Raw genomic sequence first — 26,314 nt, forward strand, 5'->3', positions numbered from 1 at the left:
AATATGACAATTTACAATATAAATTTAGGAATTGGTTGGGCTAGTAGCGGTGTTGAATACGCTCAAGCCTATCGTGCTGGTGTTTTTCGGAAATTAAATCTGTCCTCTAAGTTTATCTTTACAGATATGATTTTAGCCGATAATATTCAGCACTTAACAGCCAATATTGGTTTTGATGATAATCAGGTTATCTGGCTTTATAATCATTTCACAGACATCAAAATTGCGCCTACTAGCGTGACAGTGGATGATGTCTTGGCTTACTTTGGTGGTGAAGAAAGTCACAGAGAAAAAAATGGCAAGGTTTTACGTGTCTTCTTTTTTGACCAAGATAAGTTTGTAACCTGTTATTTGGTGGATGAGGACAAGGACTTGGTTCAACATGCCGAGTATGTTTTTAAGGGAAACCTGATTCGGAAGGATTACTTTTCTTATACGCGTTATTGTAGCGAGTATTTTGCTCCCAAGGACAATGTTGCAGTCTTATACCAACGAACTTTTTACAATGAAGACGGGACTCCAGTCTATGATATCTTGATGAATCAAGGGAAGGAAGAAGTTTATCATTTCAAGGATAAGATTTTCTATGGAAAGCAAGCTTTTGTGCGTGCCTTTATGAAATCTTTGAATTTGAACAAGTCTGATTTGGTTATTCTGGATAGGGAGACAGGTATTGGACAGGTTGTGTTTGAGGAAGCACAGACAGCACATCTAGCGGTAGTTGTTCATGCGGAGCATTATAGTGAAAATGCTACAAATGAGGACTATATCCTTTGGAATAACTATTATGACTATCAGTTTACCAATGCAGATAAGGTTGACTTCTTTATCGTGTCTACTGATAGACAAAATGAAGTTCTACAAGAGCAATTTGCCAAATATACTCAGCATCAACCAAAGATTGTTACCATTCCTGTAGGCAGTATTGATTCCTTGACAGATTCAAGTCAAGGGCGCAAACCATTTTCATTGATTACGGCTTCACGTCTTGCCAAAGAAAAACACATTGATTGGCTTGTGAAAGCTGTGATTGAGGCTCGTAAGGAAATCCCTGAATTAACCTTTGATATTTATGGTAGTGGAGGAGAAGATTCTCTGCTTAGAGACATTATTGCAAATCATCAGGCTGAGAATTATATCCAGCTCAAGGGGCATGCGGAACTTTCGCAGATTTATAGCCAGTATGAGGTCTACTTAACGGCTTCTACCAGCGAAGGATTTGGTCTGACCTTGATGGAAGCTATTGGTTCAGGTCTACCTCTAATTGGTTTTGATGTGCCTTATGGTAATCAGACCTTTATAGAGGATGGGCAAAATGGTTATTTGATTCCAAGTTCATCTGACCATGTAGAAGACCAAATCAAGCAAGCTTATGCCGCTAAGATTTGTCAATTGTATCAAGAAAATCGTTTGGAAGCTATGCGTGCCTATTCTTATCAAATTGCAGAAGGCTTCTTGACCAAAGAAATTTTAGAAAAGTGGAAGAAAACAGTAGAGGAGGTGCTCCATGATTGAACTTTATGATAGTTACAGTCAAGAAAGTCGAGATTTACATGAAAGTCTAGTCGCTACTGGTCTTTCTCAACTTGGAGTGGTCATCGATGCAGATGGTTTTCTGCCTGATGGTCTGCTTTCTCCTTTTACCTATTATCTAGGTTACGAGGATGGAAAACCTCTCTATTTTAACCAAGTTCCCGTTTCAGATTTTTGGGAAATTTTAGGAGATAATCAGTCTGCTTGTATTGAAGATGTGACGCAGGAGAGGGCTGTCATTCATTATGCTGATGGAATGCAGGCTCGCTTGGTTAAACAGGTAGACTGGAAAGACCTAGAAGGTCGAGTACGTCAGGTTGACCACTACAATCGCTTTGGTGCTTGCTTTGCTAAAACCACTTATAGCGCAGATAGCGAGCCGATTATGACAGTTTACCAAGATGTTAATGGCCAACAAGTTTTACTGGAAAACCATGTGACGGGTGATATCTTATTGACTTTGCCTGGTCAGTCCATGCGTTACTTTGCAAATAAAGTTGAATTTATCACCTTCTTTTTGCAAGATTTGGAAATAGATACCAGTCAGCTTATCTTTAATACTCTAGCGACTCCTTTCTTGGTTTCCTTCCATCATCCAGATAAATCTGGCTCGGATGTCTTGGTATGGCAGGAACCTCTCTATGATGCCATTCCAGGTAATATGCAGTTGATTTTGGAAAGTGATAATGTGCGTACTAAGAAGATCATCATTCCAAATAAGACGACTTATGAGCGCGCTTTAGAGTTAACTGACGAGAAATACCATGATCAGTTTGTGCACTTGGGTTATCATTACCAGTTCAAACGTGATAATTTCCTAAGACGAGATGCCTTAATCTTGACCAATTCAGATCAGATTGAGCAAGTAGAAGCAATCGCAGGAGCCTTGCCTGATGTCACTTTCCGTATTGCAGCGGTGACAGAGATGTCTTCTAAGCTCTTAGATATGCTTCGTTATCCTAATGTGGTCCTTTATCAGAACGCTAGTCCACAGAAGATTCAGGAGCTGTATCAACTGTCGGATATTTACTTGGATATAAACCACAGTAATGAGTTGCTACAGGCAGTGCGTCAGGCCTTTGAGCACAATCTCTTGATTCTTGGCTTTAATCAGACGGTGCACAATAGACTTTATATCGCTCCAGACCATCTATTTGAAAGTAGTGAAGTTGCTGCTTTGGTTGAGACCATTAAATTGGCCCTTTCAGATGTTGATCAAATGCGTCAGGCACTTTGCAAACAAGGCCAACATGCAAATTATGTTGACTTGGTGAGATATCAGGAAACCATGCAAACTGTTTTAGGAGGCTAACATGTCAGAGGAAGATTTATTTTACAAAGACGTTGAAGGCCGCATGGAAGAGTTGAAACAAAAACCCATCAAGAAGGAAAAAGAAACCCGAGGGGAAAAGATTAGTAAGACTTTTTCACTTTTACTGGGTTTGATGATTCTGATTGGTTTGCTCTTTACTTTGCTGGGAATTTTGAGGTAGATCTATGATTGAAATACTAATTGTTTTAGCTATTATCCTATCTCTTGCTTTGATTGTATTGGTAACTATACAACCCCGTCAAAATCAACTATTTTCCATGGATGCCACTAGTAATATTGGTAAACCAAGCTACTGGCAGAGCAACACCTTGGTCAAGGTGCTCACTTTATTGGTGAGTTTGGCTTTATTTGTTCTACTATTAACCTTTATGGTGATTACTTATAAATAAAAGAAAACTTCAGATATTCACCTTTTGTGGATTGGTCTGAAGTTTTCTTTTTTATACTCAATGAAAATCAAAGAGCAAACTAGGAAGCTAGCCGCAGGCTGCTTAAAACACGGTTTTGAGGTTGTGGATAGAACTGACGAAGTCAGTAACATATATACAGCAAGGTGAAGCTGACGTAGTTTGAAGAGTATTACTGTCTATATTTTTGGTAAAAATCAACTTTTACTTGGATGAAGGTTTTGGCTTCACGTAGGAGTTGAAGAAGGGTGGCGCGGGTTTCAAATTCTTCTCTTGTCTTGGGCAGACTGCGGTTCCGGAAGACTTCCAGATAACGTTCAATTTCATCTAGCAAATCAGAAGCAGGATTGGTCTTGCTCAGTTGACCTGCAATTTTTGAAAAGAGTTGCGCTAAGATCAGGCTTTCACTGGCGGCAAGGTGACAAGTGTTAATCTGTTGGGCCATGTTTCTCAGGATACGACTTTGTCGCTGTCTCATCTCAAAGTAGTGGATATGGTAGTCGGTCTGGTGAAAGAGGTGGTCAGAGTGATCCAAATAGACCAGTCTGAGGGCTTCTTTCAAAAGCGTGTCTAATTCTGCTACCAGCTGTGCTCGGTTGCGTCCGTCTCCTCTGGATAAATAGTATTTGAAGCGCTGGAGGATATCTTTTAACTTTTCTTCCACCAGCGTGTGGTAGTGCTGGATTTCCTCTTCTCGTGAAGGCATATAGAGATTAACAAGCAAGGCAAATCCTGTACCAATAGCAAAGAGAAGGAATTCGTTGACTAGGAGGTCTGGAGAGGTTGACTCTTGAACCAAGAGATGGCTAACCAAAACCGTGCTTGGTGTGATGCCAATTTCCCAGCCCATCTTGTAGGCTAAAGGAACGTAGAAGGCCAGATAGAGGCCGAGACTCCAGATATGAAATCCGCTCAAGTGAAAAGCTAGAACACCGATAGCCAGAGCTAGAAGCATAGAAAAAAGACGATTGCGAGCCAGTTTTAAAGTACTTCTACGCGTATCAGATAGGCTCAAGAGAGCGATAATTCCAGCCGAAACTGCTGACGAAAGATTGAGAAAATAAGCAAGCAGGCAGGCAAGACAGGTAGCTAAGATGAGCTTGGTCGTACGTTGGCTAATAGACATAAGAATTTCCTAATAAGTTAGAATAAAAGCGTAAAAGACAAGACATGAGCAGGCTTGCCTTGATGAGTTATTTTTTACGGGTTGCTGCGTATTCGGCAACGGCGGTAAAGAGGACATCTGTAGAAGAGTTAAGGGCTGTTTCACATGAGTCTTGGATGACACCAATCACAAAACCAACCCCAACAACTTGTATGGCAATATCGTTAGAAATACCGAAAAGGCTACAAGCAACTGGGATAAGAAGGAGGGAACCTCCGGCAATACCTGAAGCACCACAGGCTGAGATAGCTGCTACCACACTGAGGACAAAGGCTGTGGCAAAGTCAACAGGAATTCCAAGAGTGTTAACTGCAGCAAGGGTCAAAAGGTTAATGGTAATCGCTACTCCAGCCATATTGATAGTAGAACCGAGTGGGATAGAAACAGAATAGGTATCTGGGTTGAGTCCAAGGTCATGGCAGAGTTTCATGTTGACAGGAATGTTAGTCGCAGAACTACGAGTGAAAAAGGCTGTCACACCGCTGACACGGAGGCAGTTCCAAACTAGAGGGTAAGGATTGCGTCTCATAAAGAAGAAGGCAATCAAAGGGTTGACCACAGGGGCAACAAAAAGCATAGTCGTTACTAATAGAACCAATAAAATACCGTAGTTGGCAAGGCTTCCGACTCCCTTGTCAGAAATGGTTTTAAAAACAAGACCAAGGATTCCAAATGGAGCCAGATTGATGGTCCATTCGACAATTTTAGAAGTCACGTCAGCGATAGTTTTTAGCAATTCTTTACTATTTTTACTGGCTTCTCTCATAGCGATTCCAAAAATGACTGCCCAAGATAAGATTCCAATATAGTTAGCAGTAAGCAGGGCGTTGACTGGGCTGTCAACCAGTTTGAGCAAGAGGTTGCTGAGGACCTGCCCAATCCCATCTGGTGGTGCAATTTCAGTATTGGCACTATTTAGGGTAATTTCAATAGGGACGATGAAACTTGCTAGTACAGCTACAAGAGCAGCGGCGAAAGTCCCTATCATAGGATATACAAGAAAACAACAGTTTTCATATTGCTATCTTGTCCCTTTTGATGTTGGGAAAGGGCATTGGCAACGAGGGCAAAGACTAGGATAGGAGCAACAGCTTTTAGACCTCCAACGAATAAATCCCCGAGTAGCCCAATCCCTGAGAGATTAGGAAGGGTCAGTCCTAGGATTCCCCATAAAGCATACCAATCAAGATACGCTTGACAAGGCTTGCCTTATTCCAAGCATGAATGATTCTTTTCATAATAATCTCCTTTTTGTGTAGTGATTATGATTATAGTATAAATGATAGACAAAATCAAGAATTTTCTGTCTATTTTTTGAATATTTATGGAGAATGAGACTGATGAAAATATGGTATAATGAAATAAAGGAGTTTTATATGCAAAAATTTATTCAGGCTTATATTGAAAAGCTAGATGTGACAACCATTATCGAGAATATTCTAACCAAGGTCATTTCTCTTTTACTGCTTTTGATTGTATTTTATATTGCTAAAAAAATGCTTCATACCATGGTGCAGAGAATTGTCAAACCTTCTCTAAAAATGTCTCGTCATGATGTTGGACGCCAAAAAACCATCTCACGTTTACTAGAAAATGTGTTTAATTATACGCTATATTTCTTTTTACTCTACTGCATTTTGTCGATTTTAGGTTTGCCAGTTTCTAGTTTGCTGGCTGGAGCTGGTATTGCTGGGGTAGCGATTGGTATGGGAGCCCAAGGCTTTCTGTCTGATGTCATCAATGGCTTTTTCATCCTCTTTGAACGTCAACTGGATGTGGGAGATGAGGTCGTTCTGACAAATGGACCGATTACTGTATCGGGTAAGGTTGTCAGTGTGGGAATTCGTACGACACAGCTTCGTAGCGAGGAGCAAGCCCTTCACTTTGTCCCTAACCGAAATATCACAGTTGTTAGCAATTTCTCACGTACAGACTAGACCTGTTATTTTAAGTAATTTGTGGTACAATAGAGGGAGTTTAATAAGGAGAAAAGATGGTTTTAGAAAAGCAGTTGGGCAATGGTTGTACCTGGATAGACCTAGACCTAGGAAAGTTGAATAAACTAGAAGACCTTTCTGAAATTTACGGTTTGGACAAGGAAACCATTGAATACGCACTGGATAGAAACGAGCGCGCCCACATGGACTACCACCGTGAAAGTGGGACGGTTACCTTTATCTATAATGTCCTAGACGTAAAAAAGGACAAGGCCTACTATGAGACTTTTCCCATGACCTTTATTGTCGAGCATCGTCGCCTGATTACCATTAGTAATACCAAGAACGCCTATGTCATTGAACAGATGACTCGTTATCTGGAGAGCCATGACACGCTTTCGATTTATAAGTTTCTCTTTGCCAGTCTGGAAATCATCAGCAATGCCTACTATCCTGTCATTGAGCAGATGGACAAGAGTAGGGATGAGGTCAATGACCTCTTGCGCCAGCGAACTACCAAGAAAAACCTCTTTGCCCTGTCTGATTTGGAGACTGGTATGGTTTATCTGACGGCAGCTGCCAAACAAAATCGGATTTTGTTAGAGCATATTCAAGGTCATGCCTTGTATCGTAGTTTTGATGAGATTGAGAGAGAACAGTTTGATGATGCCATGATTGAGGCTCATCAGCTGGTATCCATGACAGACCTAATCTCTCAGATTTTACAGCAGCTTTCAGCCTCTTACAACAATATTCTAAACAATAATCTGAATGACAATTTGACAACCTTGACTATCATTTCAGTCTTGCTAGCTGTTTTGGCAGTCGTGACAGGCTTTTTCGGAATGAATGTTCCCTTACCTTTAACAGATGAGCCCCATGCTTGGCTCTATATCAGTTTGGCTAGTGCAGGTTTGTGGATTGTTTTATCCTTGTTACTAAGGAAAATTGCGAAAAAAAGTTAAGAAAAGGAGCCAGAATGGCGATTGAAAATTATATACCAGATTTTGCTGTGGAAGCAGTCTATGATCTGACAGTCCCAAGCCTGCAGGCGCAGGGAATCAAGGCTGTTTTGGTCGATTTGGATAATACCCTCATTGCTTGGAACAACCCTGATGGAACGCCAGAGATGAAGCAATGGCTACATGACCTTCGGGACGCGGGTATTGGCATTATCGTAGTGTCAAATAACACCAAAAAACGCGTTCAACGAGCAGTTGAGAAATTTGGGATTGATTACGTTTACTGGGCCTTGAAGCCCTTCACATTTGGTATTGACCGTGCTATGAAGGAATTCCACTATGACAAAAAGGAAGTGGTCATGGTTGGTGACCAGCTCATGACAGATATACGAGCAGCCCACCGTGCAGGGATTCGGTCAATTTTAGTCAAACCCTTGGTCCAACATGACTCAATCAAAACGCAGATTAACCGAACTCGTGAGCGTCGTGTTATGAGAAAAATCACTGAAAAGTACGGACCGATTACATATAAAAAAGGAATTTAACTATGGAAGAAATTCTCTGTATTGGTTGTGGAGCAACCATTCAGACGACAGATAAAGCTGGTCTTGGTTTTACCCCCCAGTCGGCACTTGAAAAAGGTTTGGAGACTGGCGAAGTCTATTGCCAACGCTGTTTCCGTCTCCGCCACTACAATGAAATCACGGATGTCCAGTTGACGGACGATGATTTCCTCAAGCTCTTGCACGAGGTGGGAGACAGTGATGCTTTAGTGGTCAATGTCATTGATATCTTTGATTTTAATGGATCTGTCATCCCAGGTTTACCACGTTTCGTCTCGGGCAATGATGTCCTCTTGGTAGGAAATAAAAAAGATATCCTTCCTAAGTCAGTTAAGTCTGGTAAGATTAGCCAGTGGCTCATGAAACGTGCCCATGAAGAAGGTCTTCGTCCAGTCGATGTGGTCCTAACTTCAGCACAAAATAAACATGCCATTAAGGAAGTCATTGATAAGATTGAACACTACCGTAAGGGCCGCGATGTCTATGTGGTCGGTGTGACCAACGTTGGAAAATCAACTCTAATCAATGCTATTATCCAAGAAATCACGGGTGATCAGAATGTCATCACTACTTCACGCTTTCCAGGGACAACCTTGGACAAAATAGAGATTCCGCTTGACGACGGATCTTATATTTACGATACGCCGGGAATTATCCACCGCCACCAGATGGCTCACTACTTGACGGCCAAAAACCTCAAGTATGTCAGTCCTAAAAAGGAAATCAAGCCTAAGACCTATCAGCTTAATCCTGAGCAAACCCTATTTTTAGGTGGTTTGGGACGCTTTGACTTTATAGCAGGAGAAAAGCAAGGATTTACTGCTTTCTTTGATAATGAACTCAAACTCCATCGTAGCAAGCTTGAAGGAGCTAGTGCTTTCTACGATAAGCACCTAGGAACTCTTCTGACACCACCAAATAGCAAGGAAAAAGAAGATTTCCCAAGGCTAGTCCAGCATGTCTTTACCATTAAAGATAAGACAGACCTAGTCATCTCAGGCCTAGGCTGGATTCGTGTAACAGGCACAGCAAAAGTCGCCGTCTGGGCACCAGAAGGCGTCGCCGTCGTCACACGAAAAGCAATTATTTAAAACAAAATCGCTGAGCGAACAAAGTGAGCTCATATAGCGATAGTTATTGCTGTGGTGTGATTGCCAATCTGTAGATTGGCAAGGGGCACAATTGAGACCAAGGCTCAATTGTGAGGTCAGGAAATCCATTTTTCAAAGATGAAATCTTTGGAAAATTAGTTCCGACCGTCCCTCACCACCTAAAATAACTATCAAAAAACAAGGAAGAAAATTATGTCATTAACATCAAAACAACGTGCCTTCCTCAACAGCCAGGCACACACCCTCAAACCTATCATCCAAATCGGGAAAAATGGACTCAACGACCAAATCAAAACCAGCGTCCGTCAAGCTCTTGATGCGCGTGAATTAATCAAGGTTACTCTCTTACAAAACACAGATGAAAACATCCACGAAGTAGCTGAAATTTTGGAAGAAGAAATCGGTGTGGATACAGTCCAAAAAATAGGACGCATCTTGATTTTGTTTAAACAATCTAGCAAGAAAGAAAATCGCAAGATTTCTAAGAAAGTCAAAGAAATCTAAGACCGAAACTCCAAATAACTGTTTTTATAGAGAAATAAAGGGGACTAGCCTATGACAATCGAACTATTGACTCCCTTTACCAAGGTAGAGTTGGAGCCAGAAATCAAGGAGAAAAAACGCAAACAAGTTGGGATTTTAGGGGGGAATTTTAACCCTGTTCACAATGCCCATCTCATTGTTGCGGATCAAGTACGGCAACAGTTGGGACTGGCTCAAGTTCTTCTCATGCCTGAATACCAACCTCCTCACGTTGATAAAAAGGAAACCATCCCTGAACACCATCGTCTCAAGATGCTTGAGTTGGCAATTGAGGGGATTGACGGCCTAGTCATTGAAACCATTGAGTTGGAGCGCAAGGGTATTTCCTACACCTACGACACCATGAAAATCTTGACAGAGCAACATCCAGATACGGATTATTACTTTATCATCGGTGCCGACATGGTTGACTATCTGCCTAAGTGGTACCGAATTGATGAACTGGTTGACATGGTTCAGTTTGTGGGGGTTCAGCGTCCACGCTACAAGGCAGGGACTTCCTATCCAGTTATCTGGGTGGACGTACCGCTCATGGATATCTCGTCCAGCATGGTGCGGGACTTCATTGCCCAAGGTCGGAAACCCAACTTTCTCCTACCTCAGCCAGTGCTAGACTACATCGAGAAGGAGGGGCTCTACTGATGTCCTATCAAGACTATATCAACTGCTCCCGTGAGGCCTTGTTGGAAAAAATGGCAGAGCTTCTACCTGAGAAACGTCTAACCCATTGTCTAGGTGTGGAGCGTGCCGCTATGGAGTTAGCTCAGCGCTTTGGTGTAGATGTTGAGAAAGCAAGTCTAGCAGGTCTTCTTCATGACTATGCTAAAAAGTTGTCAGATCAGGAATTTCTAGACTTGATTGACCGTTACCAGCTAGACCCTGACCTCAAAAACTGGGGTAATAATGTCTGGCATGGTATGGTCGGAATTTACAAAATTCAGGAAGATTTGGATTTGCATGATTCAGAAATCCTGCGAGCCATTGAAGTCCATACAGTCGGTGCTGGTCAAATGACAGACCTAGATAAGGTCATCTACGTCGCAGACTATATCGAGCACAATCGAGCCTTTCCTGGAGTAGATGTGGCGCGTGAGATTGCAAGTCTATCGCTCAATAAGGCGGTGGCCTACGAAACAGCTCGTACCGTGGAGTATCTAGCTCATCAGGGATTCCCCATCTATCCCCAAACCCTTGAAACCTATAACGCCTTTGTGCACTATTTGAAAGAGAACTAAATGAAGACGGCTTTTATAATCATTGATGTTCAGAATGTTTTAGTAGAAACTGGGTTCCAGACAAAAAGTCTATTGGGAAAAATTTCTTATTTACAAAACCAGGCTAGAAGCAAGAATATTGAAATTATCTATGTTCAACATATTGAGAACTCTGAAGCTCAAACATCAGAAGATTGGCAGTTATCTGCGATTTTAAATCGAAAACCTGCTGAAAAGGTCTTTCAGAAGAAGTATAACAGTATTTTCAAAGAAACTGGCTTAAAAGAATACTTGGATAAGCAGGGGATTGAAAAATTAGTTTTATGTGGTATGCAGACAGAATATTGTGTGGATACCTCTGTCAAGGTTGCCTTTGAATATGGCTATCAGCTTATTGTTCCAGAAGGTGCTGTCACAACCTTTGATGGGGATGACATTCCAGCAGAAACGATTAATGAATTTTATGAGGACATTTGGGAGGAGCGCTTTGCAGATGTCCTAGATTACAAACATATTTTCTAAAAAGAGGATTAAATGAACGAAAAAGAATTACTAGAACTAGTCGTGAAAGCGGCTGATGAGAAACGTGCGGAGGATATCCTCGCACTTGATGTACAAGATTTGACTAGTGTGACGGACTACTTTGTCATCACTAGCTCAATGAATAGCCGTCAGTTGGACGCTATCGCAGCTAATATCCGTGAAAAAGTAGCTCAAGCGGGCTTTAAAGGTAGCCATGTCGAAGGCGATGCAGCTGGAGGCTGGGTCTTACTGGACCTCGGTGCTGTTGTCGTGCATATCTTTTCAGAAGAAATGCGTGCCCATTATAATCTAGAGAAGCTATGGCATGAGGCGAATTCAGTAGATATTTCAGAAGCTCTTGCTTAGAAGATGAACTCAGTTGTAGTCAACTGGGTTTCTTTGCTTATTTTAGAAAAATTGATAGAAAGGTAAAGGGCTAGTGGTGTTTACCATGGAGCTCTTAGTATCATGATTATGGCGACTTATGAAACCTTTGCGGCGGTCTATGATGCGGTCATGGACGATAGTTTATACGACAAATGGACAAATTTTTCTCTGCGTCATTTGCCTAAGACCAAGGAGAAAAAGAAACTCTTGGAACTGGCTTGTGGGACAGGAATTCAATCAGTGCGCTTCTCTCAGGCTGGTTTTGATGTGACTGGACTGGACTTGAGTGCGGATATGTTGAAGATTGCGGAGAAGAGAGCAACTTCAGCCAAGCAAAAGATTGCTTTTATAGAAGGTAATATGCTGAATTTGTCCAAGGCAGGGAAATACGATTTTGTCACGTGTTATTCGGACTCTATCTGCTATATGCAGGATGAGGTGGAAGTAGGGGACGTCTTTAAGGACGTGTACAATGCGCTGAATGAAGAGGGAGTTTTCATCTTTGACGTGCACTCGACCTACCAGACAGATGAAGTATTCCCTGGCTATTCCTACCATGAAAATGCGGAAGATTTTGCCATGCTTTGGGATACATATGAGGACGAAGCTCCTCACTCCATCGTGCATGAGCTGACTTTCTTTATCAAGGAGGCTGACGGTTCCTTTAGTCGCCACGATGAAGTACATGAGGAGAGGACCTATGAGATCTTGACCTATGATATCTTACTGGAACAGGCTGGATTCAAGTCCTTCAAACTCTATGCAGACTTTGAGGATAAGGAACCAACAGAAACTAGCACCCGTTGGTTTTTTGTGGCGCAGAAGTAGGAGATTAGCATGACCATCACAGGTATTATCGCGGAGTTCAATCCTTTTCATAATGGCCATAAATACCTGCTGGATCAGGCAGAGGGACTGAAAATTGTTGCCATGTCAGGGAATTTCATGCAGCGTGGAGAGCCTGCTATTGTGGATAAGTGGACAAGGGCCCAGATGGCGCTGGAAAATGGCGCAGACTTGGTAGTGGAATTGCCCTTTTTAGTCAGTGTTCAGGCAGCTGATTTCTTTGGTCAAGGAGCTGTGGATATCTTGGATCGCTTGGGCATTGATAGTCTAGTTTTTGGGACAGAGGAAGTTCGAGATTATCAGAAAATCGCTGACTTATACACAGAGAAAGGTGCTGAGATGGAGAAATTTGTGGAAAATCTGCCTGATTCCCTTTCCTATCCCCAGAAAACCCAATCTATGTGGAAGGAATTTGCTGGTCTTGATTTTTCAGGTAATACCCCCAATCATGTTCTTGCTCTGGCCTATGCAAAGGCGGTTGCAGGACGAAATATCAAGCTGCATCCGATTCAGCGTCAGGGGGCAGGTTACCATTCTGTGAATAAAGATGTGGACTTTGCCTCGGCGACAGCCCTCCGTCAACATCAGAAGGACCAAGATTTCTTAGAACGCTTTATGCCTTCTGTTGCCCTATTTGAGCAGGCCAGTAAGGTGATCTGGGAAGACTATTTTCCCTTGCTCCGCTATCAAATCTTGTCAAATCCCGACCTAACCACCATCTATCAGGTCAATCAAGAAATGGCTGTGCGCATTAAAGAAGCTATTAAAACAGCCCAGTCTGTAGAAGAGTTGGTCGAGGCGGTTGCGACCAAACGTTACACCAAGGCGCGTGTCAGACGCCTATTGACCTATATTTTGGTGCAGGCTAGAGAAAATGTCTTGCCAGAAGCCATTCATGTCCTTGGATTTACTGAAAAAGGCAGGCAACATCTCAAGTCTCTGAAAGGACAGGTCAATCTAGTCAGCCGAATTGGCAAAGAACCTTGGGATGCTATGACCCAAAAAGCAGACCAGATTTACCAACTAGGAAAGCCAAGTATAGCAGAGCAAAATTTTGGAAGAGTGCCGATTAGAATAGAAACAAACTAAGTCTACTGAAAGGTAGGCTTTTTCTCAAGTCTCTACTAAACTACTATTTCTAAAAAACAAGTTTATTTTGGCAAATGTGTTCCAAATTCCCCAAAACATATTCTATTTTAGGTTTGTGAAAATCACTTTTTTATGGTAGAATGTAAAAGAATGTATGTCATTCGGAATAACAATAAAATGAGGTAAAAACATGGAGATCATGTCGCTTGCGATTGCTGTTTTTGCCGTCATCATTGGTTTAGTCATTGGATATGTCAGCATCTCAGCTAAGATGAAATCATCTCAGGAAGCTGCGGAGTTGATGCTTTTAAATGCTGAACAAGAAGCAACTAATTTACGTGGACAAGCTGAGCGTGAAGCGGATTTACTTGTTAATGAAGCTAAACGTGAAAGCAAGTCTCTTAAAAAAGAAGCACTATTGGAGGCCAAAGAAGAAGCCAGAAAATACCGTGAAGAAGTGGACGCTGAATTCAAATCAGAACGTCAAGAACTCAAACAAATCGAAAGTCGTTTGACAGAGAGAGCTACTAGCCTTGACCGTAAGGACGACAATTTGACGAGTAAAGAACAAACACTTGAACAAAAAGAACAAAGTATTTCTGATAGAGCGAAAAACCTTGATGCGCGTGAAGAGCAATTAGAGGAAGTCGAAAGACAAAAAGAAGCAGAACTAGAGCGTATTGGTGCTCTGTCTCAGGCAGAAGCACGAGATATTATCTTGGCTCAGACAGAGGAAAACTTGACCAGGGAGATTGCCAGTCGCATTCGCGAAGCTGAGCAAGAGGTCAAGGAACGTTCTGACAAAATGGCCAAGGACATCTTGGTTCAAGCTATGCAACGTATCGCTGGTGAATATGTAGCGGAGTCAACAAACTCAACAGTTCATCTGCCAGACGATACTATGAAGGGACGCATTATTGGTCGTGAAGGTCGTAACATTCGTACCTTTGAAAGTTTGACAGGGGTCGATGTGATTATCGACGATACACCAGAAGTGGTGACCTTGTCAGGATTTGATCCGATTCGTCGTGAGATTGCCCGTATGACTATGGAAATGTTGCTCAAAGATGGTCGTATACATCCAGCTCGTATCGAAGAGTTGGTTGAGAAAAACCGTCAAGAGATTGACAATAAGATTCGTGAATACGGTGAGGCTGCTGCCTATGAAATTGGTGCGCCAAACCTTCATCCAGACTTGATGAAGATTATGGGACGTTTGCAGTTCCGTACTTCATATGGACAAAATGTTTTGCGCCATTCGATTGAGGTTGCTAAGTTGGCTGGTATCATGGCGAGCGAACTTGGTGAAAATGCGGCTCTTGCCCGTCGTGCTGGATTCCTTCACGATATCGGGAAAGCCATTGACCATGAGGTTGAAGGTAGCCACGTTGAAATCGGTATGGAATTGGCCCGTAAGTACAAGGAACCCCCAGTTGTGGTGAATACGATTGCTAGTCACCACGGAGATGTTGAAGCTGAGAGCGTGATAGCAGTTATCGTCGCTGCAGCAGATGCCTTGAGCGCAGCCCGTCCAGGTGCTCGTAGTGAGTCTCTTGAAAGCTACATCAAGCGTCTCCATGATTTGGAAGAAATTGCTAACGGCTTTGAAGGAGTGCAAACTAGCTTTGCCCTTCAAGCAGGACGTGAAATTCGTATCATGGTCAATCCAGGAAAAATCAAGGACGACAAAGTCACAATCTTGGCTCACAAAGTTCGTAAGAAAATTGAAAACAATCTCGATTATCCAGGAAATATCAAGGTAACCGTGATTCGCGAGCTTCGTGCAGTAGATTATGCTAAATAAATAAGAAAGAGCAGTTGAAAAATTACTGCTTTTTTGTTACACTAGATAGAAAGACTGTAAAGGATAATCTGGCTTTTTGCCATTATTCTAGAGAAATGTTATTTCACAGATTGACTAAAAGGAGACACAATGGCAGACCGAGGCTTACTAATCGTTTTTTCTGGTCCTTCAGGGGTTGGAAAAGGAACGGTTAGAAGAGAGATTTTTGAGAGTTCTGAAAACCAATTTCAATATTCTGTATCGATGACGACACGCGCACAACGTTCTGGAGAAGTGGACGGTGTTGACTATTTCTTCCGTACTCGTGAAGAATTTGAAGAGCTGATTCGTCAAGGACAGATGTTGGAATACGCAGAATATGTCGGCAACTACTATGGAACTCCTCTGACCTATGTCAATGAAACCTTGGACAAGGGAATCGATGTTTTCCTTGAAATTGAAGTTCAGGGTGCTCTTCAGGTCAAGAAAAAGGTTCCAGATGCTGTCTTTATCTTCCTGACACCACCAGATTTGGATGAATTGCAAGATCGCTTGGTAGGTCGTGGAACAGATAGTGCAGAAGTGATTGCCCAACGAATCGAAAAGGCCAAGGAAGAAATTGCCCTCATGCGTGAGTATGATTATGCGATTGTCAACGATCAGGTACCCCTAGCTGCTGAACGTGTCAAATGTGTGATTGAAGCAGAACACTTCTGTGTGGATCGTGTCATTGGTCACTATCAGGAGATGTTACCAAAATCTCCAACTACCCGATAAAATTTAGAAAATAGGTACAAGCAAATGATGTTAAAACCCTCTATTGATACCTTGCTCGACAAGGTTCCTTCAAAATATTCACTCGTAATCTTGGAAGCAAAACGTGCCCACGAATTGGAAGCAGGTGCCCCAGCAACTCAAGGTTTCAAGTCTGAAAAATCAACTCTTCGCGCTTTAGAAGAAATCGAATCAGGAAACGTTACAATTCACCAAGATCCAGAAGGAAAACGTGAAGCAGTGCGTCGCCGTATCGAAGAAGAAAAACGCCGCAAAGAAGAAGAAGAAAAGAAAATCAAAGAGCAAATTGCTAAAGAAAAAGAAGATGGTGAAAAAATTTAAGGTTGGGGGGACTCAATCTTATTTTTTCTATTGCAAGAATGTACTGACAAGGAGGAGGTGAGAAGATGGCCCTAGCTAAGATTATCGTAGATGTGCCCTTGATGCAGACGGACCAGCCCTATAGTTACAGGATTCCGGAGGAATTTGAGGGAATGCTGGAAGTTGGGATGCGGGTTCATGTGCCTTTTGGTAAGGGTAATCGCCTGATTCAAGGGATTGTTCTTGGTTTGGAGTCCCAATCAGATGGAGAAGAGATGGAGCAAGATTTAAAAGATATTGCAGAGGTGCTGGATTTTTCTCCTGTTCTCACGCCAGAACAACTCTGGCTGGCTGAGGAGTTACGCAAATCTGTCTTCTCCTACAAAATTTCTATCCTCAAGGCCATGCTTCCAGGATTTCTGAATTCTAGCTATGACAAGATTCTCTATCCTCTGGAAGGCTTGAGTCAGGAAGAACGAGTACGCCTGTTTGGTTCAGAAGATTCGCTAGCCTTTTCTTCACTAGACCTTGCCAAGCAAGCTGAAATGATGCGTTTGACTAGAAAAGGCCTGCTTGGTCTGGAATATCAGGCAGTCGATCAAAAGAAGGTCAAGACCCAGTCTTGGTATGAGGTTGACCATGCCCAATTAGAAGGTGTTGAGATTTCTACACGTGCCAAGAAAAAGTTGGAACTGAGAGATTATCTGCTGTCTCATCCAGAGAGCGCTTCCTTGGCTAGCTTGTTAGAGTCCTACTCGCGAGAGCAAGTCAACTTCTTTGTGGATCAAGGTGCTGTTACCATAGTCCAAAAGGAAGTTCAACGCTCGGCTGCTTATTTTGAAGGAATTGAAGCAAGTAGACCTTTGGAGTTAAATCCAGAACAAAGACAGGCGCATGATGCGGTTGTGAGTTCTATTGGCAGTTCTCAACCTCCCTTTCTACTTCAAGGGATTACAGGAAGTGGGAAGACCGAGGTTTACTTGCAGATTATCCAAGGTGCCCTGGATAAGGGCAAGACAGCTATTTTGCTGGTACCTGAGATTTCCTTGACTCCTCAAATGACCGAGCGTTTTATAGCACGCTTTGGGGACAAGGTAGCCATTCTTCACTCAGGATTATCCAATGGTGAAAAGTATGATGAATGGCGCAAGGTGGAGCGTGGCGATGCCCAAGTTGTTGTTGGTGCCAGATCTGCTATCTTTGCTCCTCTGAAAAATCTGGGTGTCATGATTATTGATGAAGAGCATGAAGCGGCTTATAAGCAGGACAGCAATCCCCGTTACCATGCCAGAGAGGTAGCTATTTTACGGGCTCAGTATAATCAAGCAACTCTGGTACTTGGATCTGCAACGCCGAGCTTAGAGAGCCGGGCGCGTGCTGGCAAAGGCGTCTATCAACACTTACGTCTAACCCAACGTGCCAATCCTTTGGCTACAATCCCTGAGGTTCAAGTGATTGACTTTCGAGACTATATCGGACAAAATGAGACGTCAAACTTTACGCCTCCTTTGCTAGAGGCTATCCAAGACCGTCTGGTTAAAAAAGAGCAGGTGGTTCTCATGCTCAATCGCCGTGGTTATTCTAGTTTTGTCATGTGTCGGGAGTGTGGGACGGTGGATACTTGTCCCAACTGCGATATTTCTCTGACCTTGCATATGGATACCAAGACTATGAACTGCCATTATTGTGGTTTCTCGAAGGATATTCCTCAGGTCTGTCCTAACTGTAAGAGCCGCAGTATTCGTTACTATGGGACGGGAACTCAGAAGGCTTATGATGAGCTAGCAGAACTCTTTCCCCAAGCTCGCATTCTGAGGATGGATGTGGATACGACTCGAAAGAAAGGCAGTCACCAAGCCTTGCTTGACCAGTTTGGGCGAGGGGAAGCGGATATTTTACTTGGTACTCAGATGATTGCAAAGGGTTTGGATTTTCCCAATGTTACCCTAGTCGGAGTTCTAAATGCGGATACGGCCTTGAATCTGCCTGATTTCCGTTCTTCTGAGAGAACCTTCCAGCTCTTGACTCAGGTGGCAGGTCGAGCAGGTCGGGCTGAAAAAGCAGGTCAAGTCTTGATACAGTCCTACAATCCGCAGCACTATGCTATTCGATTTGCCAAGGATCAAGATTACGAAGGTTTTTATGCCTATGAAATGGGAATCAGACGACAACTCGGCTATCCACCTTACTATTTCACGATTGGTATTACCCTTTCTCACAAGAAAGAAGAAGAGGTTTTCAAACGTGCCTATGAAGTCATGAACATTTTGCGGTCAGGCTTGTCAGAGACCAGTCCCATTCTGGGGCCAACGCCAAAACCGATTGCCCGTACCCACAACCTCTATCATTACCAGATTTTAATTAAATACCGTTTAGAGGATGAGCTGGGGCCGACCCTCAACCAGGTTTTAGCCTTGACTCAAGAACGGGAAAATAGTGAGCTCCGTCTCAGCATTGACCATGAGCCGCAGCAATTTTTATAAGAAGGAGAAGATATGACAAAACTAATCTTTATGGGGACCCCCGACTTTTCAGCAACAGTCTTAAAAGGACTTTTGACAGATGACCGTTACGAAATTCTAGCCGTTGTGACCCAGCCAGACCGTGCTGTTGGTCGTAAAAAAGTTATCCAAGAAACCCCAGTCAAGCAGGCTGCCAAGGAAGCAGGACTATCTATCTACCAACCTGAAAAATTATCTGGAAGTCCAGAGATGGAAGATCTTATGAAGCTAGGAGCAGATGGAATTGTGACTGCTGCTTTTGGGCAGTTTCTCCCAAGCAAACTCCTTGATAGCATGGACTTTGCTGTCAACGTTCATGCCTCCCTCCTTCCTAGACACCGTGGTGGTGCGCCTATCCATTATGCCTTGATTCAAGGGGATGAGGAAGCTGGTGTGACCATCATGGAAATGGTTAAGGAAATGGATGCAGGAGATATGATTTCTCGTCGCAGCATTCCGATCACAGATGAGGACAATGTTGGCGCCTTGTTTGAAAAATTGGCGCTAGTTGGTCGTGATTTGCTTTTGGACACTCTGCCTGCCTATATTGCTGGTGATATCAAACCTGAACCGCAGGATACGAGTCAGGTTACCTTCTCTCCAAATATAAAGCCAGAGGAAGAAAAACTGGACTGGAACAAAACCAATCGTCAACTCTTTAACCAAATTCGTGGAATGAACCCCTGGCCTGTTGCCCATACTTTCCTTAAGGGCGACCGCTTTAAGATTTATGAAGCCCTACCAGTAGAAGGTCAGGGAAATCCAGGTGAGATTCTCTCTATCTGCAAGAAAGAATTGATTGTCGCAACGGCTGAAGGGGCTCTATCCCTCAAACAAGTGCAGCCAGCTGGTAAGCCTAAGATGGACATTGCTTCCTTCCTCAACGGAGTTGGACGTACATTGACTGTAGGAGAACGATTTGGTGACTAAAGTAGAAACGGCTAGAAGTTTAGCTCTAGCAGTGCTAGAGGATGTTTTTGTGAATCAAGCATATTCAAATATTGCCTTAAATAAACACCTCAAGAGGAGTCAGCTCTCTGCAGCAGACAAGGGCTTAGTGACCGAGCTAGTCTATGGAACGGTAGCCCGTAAACTGACTCTGGAATGGTACCTATCCCACTTTATCGAAGACAGAGACCAGTTAGACAGCTGGCTCTATGTCCTTCTTCTCATGAGTGCCTACCAACTCCGCTATTTGGACAAGATTCCAGATCATGCTGTGGTCAATGAAGCAGTGGAATTGGCTAAACTCCGTAAAAAAGGCAGTGAAAAATTGGTCAACGCTGTCCTTCGCCGTATCTTGCGTGAAGGCTGGCCAGATATTGCTAGCATCAAGCGAAAAAACAAGCGTGACTCCATTGCCTATTCTCTCCCAGTTTGGCTAGTTGCCAAACTCAAGGAAGAATACGGAGAGGAGAGAGCAAAAGCCATCTTTGAAAGCCTGTTAGTGCGAAACAAAGCTAGTATTCGTGTAACAGACCTAAGTCGAAAAGAGGAAATCCAAGCCTTGTTGGAGGCGAATAATTCCCTTTTAGCAACCACTGGTCTGGTTAAGGAGCAAGGGCATTTTGCAGGGCATAATTTGTTTGCGGATGGAGCCATTACCATCCAAGACGAGTCCAGTCAGCTGGTTGCTCCGACGCTTGATTTACAAGGTGATGAGCGAGTGCTTGATGCCTGTGCGGCTCCAGGTGGGAAAACAGCCCATATAGCCTCTTATCTTACGACAGGTCAGGTTACTGCTCTGGACTTGTACGACCACAAGTTGGATTTAATTCAAGAAAATGCCCAACGTCTGGGAGTTGCAGATCGGGTTCAAACTCAAAAATTGGATGCCAGAAAGGTGCATGAGTTTTTTGACCAGGATTCCTTTGATAAGATTTTGGTGGATGCTCCTTGTTCAGGAATCGGTCTTTTGCGCCGAAAACCAGATATCAAATACAATAAAGAAACGGCAGATTTCGCGTCCTTGCAGGAAATTCAGTTAGAAATATTAGGTAGTGTTTGTCAAATACTAGGCAAAGGTGGTATAATAACTTATAGCACCTGCACTATCGTCTCAGAGGAGAATTTTCAAGTCGTTAAGGCCTTTTTAGAGAGTCATCCCGAGTTCGAGCAGGTAAAACTAGAACATGAATGTAAGGATATCATGAAAGACGGCTGTATCCTCATTACACCTGAATTGTATGGAAGTGATGGATTCTTCATCAGTCAATTTCGCAAGATATCGGATTAGGAAGGAACTGACACATGGAAATTTCATTATTAACAGATGTTGGTCAGAAACGAACAAATAACCAAGACTATGTCAACCACTATGTCAATAGAGCTGGACGTACCATGATTATTTTAGCTGATGGGATGGGAGGTCATCGCGCAGGGAATATCGCTAGTGAAATGGCGGTCACAGACCTGGGTGTAGCTTGGGTTGATACTCAGATCGATACAGTCAATGAAGTGCGTGAATGGTTCGCCCATTACCTAGAAATTGAAAATCAAAAGATTCACCAGCTTGGTCAGGATGAAGCTTACAGAGGCATGGGAACTACTTTGGAAGTCCTTGCTATTATTGATAATCAGGCTATCTATGCTCATATTGGTGATTCGCGTATCGGCTTGATTCGTGGAGAAGAATACCATCAGTTGACGAGTGATCATTCTTTGGTTAATGAATTGCTCAAGGCTGGTCAATTGACACCAGAAGAGGCAGAAGCTCATCCGCAAAAAAATATTATCACCCAGTCTATTGGGCAAAAAGATGAAATTCAGCCTGATTTTGGGACAGTTATCCTTGAGTCAGGTGACTATCTCTTGCTCAATAGTGACGGCTTGACCAACATGATTTCAGGCAGTGAGATTCGTGATATTGTAACCAGTGATATTCCTTTAGCAGATAAAACGGAGACACTTGTTCGTTTTGCTAACAATGCAGGAGGTTTAGACAACATTACGGTTGCCCTTGTTTCTATGAACGAGGAGGATGCAGAATGATCCAAATCGGCAAGATTTTTGCCGGACGCTATCGGATTGTCAAACAGATTGGTCGAGGAGGTATGGCGGATGTCTACCTAGCCAAAGACTTAATCTTAGATGGGGAAGAAGTGGCAGTGAAGGTTCTGAGGACCAACTACCAGACGGACCCGATAGCTGTAGCTCGTTTTCAGCGTGAAGCGAGAGCTATGGCAGATCTAGACCATCCTCATATCGTTCGGATAACAGATATTGGTGAGGAAGACGGTCAACAGTATCTTGCAATGGAGTATGTTGCTGGACTAGACCTCAAACGCTATATCAAGGAACATTATCCTCTTTCTAATGAAGAAGCAGTCCGTATCATGGGACAAATCCTCCTAGCCATGCGTTTGGCCCATACCAGAGGAATTGTTCACAGGGACTTGAAACCTCAAAATATCCTTTTGACACCAGATGGGACTGCAAAGGTCACAGACTTTGGGATTGCTGTAGCCTTTGCAGAGACAAGTCTGACCCAGACTAACTCGATGTTGGGCTCAGTTCATTACTTGTCCCCAGAGCAGGCGCGTGGTTCGAAGGCGACTGTGCAGAGTGATATCTATGCTATGGGGATTATTTTCTATGAGATGTTGACAGGCCATATCCCTTATGACGGGGATAGCGCGGTGACCATTGCCCTCCAGCATTTCCAGAAACCCCTGCCGTCCGTTATTGCAGAAAATCCATCTGTACCTCAGGCTTTAGAAAATGTTATTATCAAGGCGACTGCTAAAAAGTTGACCAATCGCTACCGCTCGGTTTCAGAGATGTATGTGGACTTGTCTAGTAGCTTGTCCTACAATCGTAGAAATGAAAGTAAGTTAATCTTTGATGAAACGAGCAAGGCAGATACCAAGACCTTGCCGAAGGTTTCTCAAAGTACCTTGACATCTATTCCTAAGGTTCAAGCGCAGACAGAACACAAATCAATCAAAAACCCAAGCCAGGCTGTGACAGAGGAAACTTACCAACCACAAGCACCGAAAAAACATAGATTTAAGATGCGTTACCTGATTTTGTTGGCCAGCCTTGTATTGGTGGCAGCTTCTCTTATTTGGATACTATCCAGAACTCCTGCAACCATTGCCATTCCAGATGTGGCAGGTCAGACAGTTGCAGAGGCCAAGGCAACGCTCAAAAAAGCCAATTTTGAGATTGGTGAGGAGAAGACAGAGGCTAGTGAAAAGGTGGAAGAAGGGCGGATTATCCGTACAGATCCTGGCGCTGGAACTGGTCGAAAAGAAGGAACGAAAATCAATCTGGTTGTCTCATCAGGCAAACAATCCTTCCAAATTAGTAATTATGTCGGCCGGAAATCTTCTGATGTTATCGCGGAATTAAAAGAGAAAAAAGTTCCGGATAATTTGATTAAAATTGAGGAAGAAGAGTCGAATGAGAGTGAGGCTGGAACGGTCCTGAAGCAAAGTCTACCAGAAGGTACGACCTATGACTTGAGCAAGGCAACTCAAATTGTTTTGACAGTAGCTAAAAAAGCTACGACGATTCAATTAGGGAACTATATTGGACGGAACTCTACAGAAGTAATCTCAGAACTCAAGCAGAAGAAGGTTCCTGAGAATTTGATTAAGATAGAGGAAGAAGAGTCCAGCGAAAGCGAACCAGGAACGATTATGAAACAAAGTCCAGGTGCCGGAACGACTTATGATGTGAGTAAACCTACTCAAATTGTCTTGACAGTAGCTAAAAAAGTTACAAGTGTTGCCATGCCGAGTTACATTGGTTCCAGCTTGGAGTTTACTAAGAACAATTTGATTCAAATTGTTGGGATTAAGGAAGCTAATATAGAAGTTGTAGAAGTGACGACAGCGCCTGCAGGTAGTGCAGAAGGCATGGTTGTTGAACAAAGTCCTAGAGCAGGTGAAAAGGTAGACCTCAATAAGACTAGAGTCAAGATTTCAATCTACAAACCTAAAACAACTTCAGCTACTCCTTAAAAGCAGATGGATAATCAAAATGAGTAATCAATCTTTGTCATGATTTCATGGCAAAGATTTTTTTTGAGTCCGGATTTGTGATAGAATAGAGGGAGTTGATAAAAGGAGGAAAGCATGGAAGAATCAAAAGAATTAAATGCCGTCATTGATGTGATTATGCTAGCGGGGACTATTCTCCTTAAAAGTGGCTCAGAAATCCATCGTGTAGAAGATACCATGATTCGAATCGCGCATTCGCAGGGGATTGTGGATTGCAATGTCCTTGCCATGCCTGCCGCTATCTTTTTCTCTATTGAAAATACCAATATTTCGCGCATGAAGCGCGTGACCTCCTCTTCTTATAACATTGAAAAAGTCTGCGATGTGAACCAGATTTCTCGTCAGCTAGTTGGGGGGCAGATTGACTTAGAAACAGCCTTTAAGCAATTGACGGCCTTGCAAGCTCAACCCCTTCCCTATACTAAGTTGCAGGTAACTCTGGCTGCGACCTTTAGTGCTCCTTTCTTTTCAGTTATGTTTAGCGGAAATATCTACGACGCACTTGGGGCAGGAGTGGCGACCTTATTTGGTTTTGCCTTTTCCCTCTATGTGGAAAAATTTATCCGAATTCCCTTTGTGACAGCCTTTGCTGGAGCCTTTGTCTTTGGGATAATTGCCCAGTTTTGGGCTCGCTACACAGGTTTTCCTTCAACGGCAGATTTGATTATAGCTGGTGCGGTCATGCCGTTTGTACCAGGTATTGCCTTGACCAATGCGGTCCGTGATATTATGACCAACCACATAAACTCTGGTATGAGTAAGATGTTTGAATCCCTGCTCATTACCCTCGCTTTAGGGGCAGGAACTTCTGTCGCCTTGGTATTGATGAACTAATATGACACTAACAACCTTTTTATTACAAGCAGTAGCAAGTTTTCTTGCCATTATCACTTTTTTAATTGTACTCAATGTGCAACGGTCTATGCTCTTACCTGGAGGGATTTTGGGCATGACTGTCTGGCTAATCTATCTCTTGCTCAAGGAACCGACCAATGTCATTGTAGCTACCTTCATTGCAGCCATTATTGGTTCTTGTGTCAGCCAGATTTTAAGTATTCTTTATAAGACACCTGCTGTGGTCTTTATCTTGGCCATTTTGGCACCGCTGGTTCCAGGTTATCTCTCCTACCGAACAACTGCCTTTTTTGTGACAGGGGACTATAATAAAGCACTGGCAAGTGCGACCTTAGTTGTCATGTTGGCTTTGGTAATCTCTATTGGAATGGCTAGCGGAACAGTGATTCTCAGACTGTATCATTATATAAAAACACATCGAGTATCGTAGACTTTACAGAAATAAAAGAATTTTCTGAAAAATGAGATAAATAAATTAACAACGCTTTCTATATGTGCGAGAATACCGCACTTATGAAGAAATTGCGGCTGATTTTGGTATCCACGAAAGCAACTTACTCCGTCGGAGCCAATGGGTTGAAGTAACTCTTGTTCAAAGGTGGTGTTACGATTTCAAGAACTCCTCTCAGTTCTGAAGACACGGTAATGATTGATGCGACGGAAGTAAAAATCAATCGCCCTAAAAAAAACAATTAGCGAATGATTCTGGTAAAAAGAAATTTCACGCTATGAAGGCTCAAGCGATTGTCACAAGTCAAGGGAGAATTGTTTCTTTGGATATCGCTGTGAACTATTGTCATGATATGAAGTTGTTCAAAATGAGTCGCAGAAATATCGGACAAGCTGGTAAAATCTTGGCTGACAGTGGTTATCAAGGGCTCATGAAGATATATCCTCAAGCACAAACTCCACGTAAATCCAGCAAACTCAAGCCGCTAACAGTTGAAGATAAAGCCTATAACCATGCGCTATCTAAGGAGAGAAGCAAGGTTGAGAACATCTTTGTCAAAGTAAAAACGTTTAAAATGTTTTCAACAACCTATCGAAATCATCGTAAACGCTTCGGATTACGAATGAATTTGATTGCTGGCATTATCAATCATGAACTAGGATTCTAGTTTTGCAGGAAGTCTACTACTTTCCTTATTGTCTGTAAATCTACTGACCTTGTTGTTTATCCCAGTCATGGTTTCTAGTTCGGGCTCAGAGTTTCAAAGTGGATGGCAAGAGCATCAATTGATTGCTGAGAAGGTTAGTAAAACACTTGATAAGACATTTGATAAGGATGTCAGAGAAATTCCGACCAGTCAGTTTTATCAAAAATTTGTAGATGAGATGGGAAGGACTTACTCAGGAAATTTGATCCTCCAGGAGCTGATAACTGTGAATGGAGCTTATAAAGCTACTTATATCGGTGAACTCTCTAGCAACTAATCATTCTTTAAAATGATGACCAATAAG

General features: G+C 42.8%; 27 protein-coding genes and 2 pseudogenes. 27 read left to right on the forward strand and 2 right to left on the reverse strand.

The features are described 5' to 3' along the window. The first annotated feature begins 3 nt into the window (after positions 1-3). From gtfA to asp5, 4 genes are read left to right on the forward strand one after another with little or no spacing between them, the layout of a single operon-like run. A complete protein-coding gene (gtfA, locus tag AT689_RS05375; protein ID WP_000158456.1) occupies positions 4-1,515 on the forward strand; it encodes an accessory Sec system glycosyltransferase GtfA in 1,512 nt (503 codons plus the stop codon). Beyond that, positions 1,508-2,845, forward strand: coding sequence for an accessory Sec system glycosylation chaperone GtfB (gene gtfB, locus AT689_RS05380; RefSeq protein WP_000571774.1), 1,338 nt, complete (start codon positions 1,508-1,510; stop codon positions 2,843-2,845). The genes gtfA and gtfB overlap by 8 nt, the downstream gene beginning before the upstream one ends. A gap of 1 nt (position 2,846) precedes the next feature. Further along, positions 2,847-3,026 (forward strand): accessory Sec system protein Asp4, encoded by a 180-nt coding sequence (gene asp4 / locus AT689_RS05385; protein ID WP_001287962.1) that lies wholly within the window; start codon positions 2,847-2,849, stop codon positions 3,024-3,026. Positions 3,027-3,030: 4 nt separating this feature from the next. Beyond that, on the forward strand, positions 3,031-3,255 hold the full coding sequence (asp5, locus tag AT689_RS05390) for an accessory Sec system protein Asp5 (RefSeq protein ID WP_000569970.1): 225 nt from the start codon (positions 3,031-3,033) through the stop codon (positions 3,253-3,255). A 190-nt stretch (positions 3,256-3,445) separates the two neighbouring features. Here asp5 and AT689_RS05395 read toward each other — a convergent pair whose 3' ends face one another. Together AT689_RS05395 and sstT are read right to left on the reverse strand one after the other, a co-directional pair. Beyond that, positions 3,446-4,399 (reverse strand): aromatic acid exporter family protein, encoded by a 954-nt coding sequence (locus AT689_RS05395; protein WP_000028173.1) that lies wholly within the window; start codon positions 4,397-4,399, stop codon positions 3,446-3,448. Between the two features lie 67 nt (positions 4,400-4,466). Further along, a pseudogene (sstT, locus tag AT689_RS05400) lies at positions 4,467-5,676 on the reverse strand (serine/threonine transporter SstT). Between the two features lie 138 nt (positions 5,677-5,814). On the opposite strand from sstT, the gene AT689_RS05405 reads away from it, so the two are divergent. The 23 genes and pseudogenes from AT689_RS05405 to AT689_RS05520 all read left to right on the forward strand — a co-directional run bounded on the left by AT689_RS05405 (position 5,815) and on the right by AT689_RS05520 (position 26,287). Then, positions 5,815-6,375: a mechanosensitive ion channel family protein gene (locus AT689_RS05405; RefSeq protein ID WP_001168885.1), complete on the forward strand. Its 561-nt coding sequence runs from the start codon at positions 5,815-5,817 to the stop codon at positions 6,373-6,375. A 56-nt stretch (positions 6,376-6,431) separates the two neighbouring features. Next, a complete protein-coding gene (locus tag AT689_RS05410; RefSeq protein WP_000242252.1) occupies positions 6,432-7,340 on the forward strand; it encodes a magnesium transporter CorA family protein in 909 nt (302 codons plus the stop codon). A 14-nt stretch (positions 7,341-7,354) separates the two neighbouring features. Beyond that, positions 7,355-7,882 carry a YqeG family HAD IIIA-type phosphatase gene (locus tag AT689_RS05415; protein WP_000963728.1) on the forward strand — a complete coding sequence of 176 codons (528 nt, stop codon included), beginning with the start codon at positions 7,355-7,357 and terminating at the stop codon, positions 7,880-7,882. Between the two features lie 2 nt (positions 7,883-7,884). Next, the gene (gene yqeH, locus AT689_RS05420; RefSeq protein ID WP_000391201.1) at positions 7,885-8,991 is read left to right on the forward strand and encodes a ribosome biogenesis GTPase YqeH; all 1,107 of its coding nucleotides are present in this window, start codon (positions 7,885-7,887) and stop codon (positions 8,989-8,991) included. 213 nt (positions 8,992-9,204) lie between these two features. Beyond that, entirely contained in the window at positions 9,205-9,516 is a 312-nt protein-coding gene (gene yhbY / locus AT689_RS05425) for a ribosome assembly RNA-binding protein YhbY (protein ID WP_000060169.1), read from the forward strand. 51 nt (positions 9,517-9,567) lie between these two features. Continuing rightward, positions 9,568-10,197, forward strand: a complete 630-nt coding sequence (locus tag AT689_RS05430; protein ID WP_000151302.1) for a nicotinate-nucleotide adenylyltransferase — start codon at positions 9,568-9,570, stop codon at positions 10,195-10,197. After that, positions 10,197-10,790 carry a bis(5'-nucleosyl)-tetraphosphatase (symmetrical) YqeK gene (yqeK, locus tag AT689_RS05435; RefSeq protein ID WP_000121662.1) on the forward strand — a complete coding sequence of 198 codons (594 nt, stop codon included), beginning with the start codon at positions 10,197-10,199 and terminating at the stop codon, positions 10,788-10,790. The genes AT689_RS05430 and yqeK overlap by 1 nt, the downstream gene beginning before the upstream one ends. After that, positions 10,791-11,291 carry a cysteine hydrolase family protein gene (locus AT689_RS05440; protein WP_000844714.1) on the forward strand — a complete coding sequence of 167 codons (501 nt, stop codon included), beginning with the start codon at positions 10,791-10,793 and terminating at the stop codon, positions 11,289-11,291. A gap of 12 nt (positions 11,292-11,303) precedes the next feature. After that, positions 11,304-11,657: a ribosome silencing factor gene (rsfS, locus tag AT689_RS05445; RefSeq protein ID WP_001003001.1), complete on the forward strand. Its 354-nt coding sequence runs from the start codon at positions 11,304-11,306 to the stop codon at positions 11,655-11,657. A 108-nt stretch (positions 11,658-11,765) separates the two neighbouring features. Further along, a complete protein-coding gene (locus AT689_RS05450) occupies positions 11,766-12,506 on the forward strand; it encodes a class I SAM-dependent DNA methyltransferase (RefSeq protein ID WP_001836252.1) in 741 nt (246 codons plus the stop codon). A 9-nt stretch (positions 12,507-12,515) separates the two neighbouring features. Continuing rightward, positions 12,516-13,613, forward strand: a complete 1,098-nt coding sequence (locus AT689_RS05455; RefSeq protein ID WP_000156339.1) for a nucleotidyltransferase — start codon at positions 12,516-12,518, stop codon at positions 13,611-13,613. Between the two features lie 190 nt (positions 13,614-13,803). Next, positions 13,804-15,417: a ribonuclease Y gene (locus tag AT689_RS05460; RefSeq protein WP_000404940.1), complete on the forward strand. Its 1,614-nt coding sequence runs from the start codon at positions 13,804-13,806 to the stop codon at positions 15,415-15,417. 129 nt (positions 15,418-15,546) lie between these two features. Beyond that, complete coding sequence (gene gmk / locus AT689_RS05465; protein ID WP_000775050.1) at positions 15,547-16,173, forward strand: guanylate kinase; 627 nt, start codon at positions 15,547-15,549, stop codon at positions 16,171-16,173. 24 nt (positions 16,174-16,197) lie between these two features. Then, positions 16,198-16,512: a DNA-directed RNA polymerase subunit omega gene (rpoZ, locus tag AT689_RS05470; RefSeq protein WP_001844943.1), complete on the forward strand. Its 315-nt coding sequence runs from the start codon at positions 16,198-16,200 to the stop codon at positions 16,510-16,512. 65 nt (positions 16,513-16,577) lie between these two features. Then, positions 16,578-18,974 (forward strand): primosomal protein N', encoded by a 2,397-nt coding sequence (locus tag AT689_RS05475; protein WP_001152082.1) that lies wholly within the window; start codon positions 16,578-16,580, stop codon positions 18,972-18,974. Between the two features lie 12 nt (positions 18,975-18,986). Further along, positions 18,987-19,922 (forward strand): methionyl-tRNA formyltransferase, encoded by a 936-nt coding sequence (gene fmt / locus AT689_RS05480; protein ID WP_000163684.1) that lies wholly within the window; start codon positions 18,987-18,989, stop codon positions 19,920-19,922. Further along, positions 19,915-21,228: a 16S rRNA (cytosine(967)-C(5))-methyltransferase RsmB gene (gene rsmB / locus AT689_RS05485; protein WP_001847892.1), complete on the forward strand. Its 1,314-nt coding sequence runs from the start codon at positions 19,915-19,917 to the stop codon at positions 21,226-21,228. Before fmt ends, rsmB begins: the two co-directional genes overlap by 8 nt. 14 nt (positions 21,229-21,242) lie before the next feature. Continuing rightward, positions 21,243-21,983 (forward strand): Stp1/IreP family PP2C-type Ser/Thr phosphatase, encoded by a 741-nt coding sequence (locus AT689_RS05490; protein WP_000406247.1) that lies wholly within the window; start codon positions 21,243-21,245, stop codon positions 21,981-21,983. Beyond that, the gene (gene stkP / locus AT689_RS05495) at positions 21,980-23,959 is read left to right on the forward strand and encodes a serine/threonine-protein kinase StkP (RefSeq protein ID WP_000614538.1); all 1,980 of its coding nucleotides are present in this window, start codon (positions 21,980-21,982) and stop codon (positions 23,957-23,959) included. The genes AT689_RS05490 and stkP overlap by 4 nt, the downstream gene beginning before the upstream one ends. Before the next feature lie 114 nt (positions 23,960-24,073). Next, complete coding sequence (locus tag AT689_RS05500) at positions 24,074-24,832, forward strand: threonine/serine exporter family protein (protein WP_000392880.1); 759 nt, start codon at positions 24,074-24,076, stop codon at positions 24,830-24,832. 1 nt (position 24,833) lies between these two features. Continuing rightward, a complete protein-coding gene (locus tag AT689_RS05505; RefSeq protein ID WP_000176924.1) occupies positions 24,834-25,283 on the forward strand; it encodes a threonine/serine exporter family protein in 450 nt (149 codons plus the stop codon). Between the two features lie 61 nt (positions 25,284-25,344). Beyond that, positions 25,345-25,971, forward strand: a pseudogene (locus AT689_RS11685) (IS5 family transposase); the annotation flags it as partial. 67 nt (positions 25,972-26,038) lie between these two features. After that, positions 26,039-26,287, forward strand: coding sequence for a hypothetical protein (locus AT689_RS05520; protein ID WP_001818278.1), 249 nt, complete (start codon positions 26,039-26,041; stop codon positions 26,285-26,287). The last annotated feature ends 27 nt before the right edge of the window (positions 26,288-26,314 follow it).

Source organism: Streptococcus pneumoniae (assembly GCF_001457635.1).
In the GTDB taxonomy this organism is placed as follows: Bacteria; Bacillota; Bacilli; order Lactobacillales; family Streptococcaceae; genus Streptococcus; species Streptococcus pneumoniae.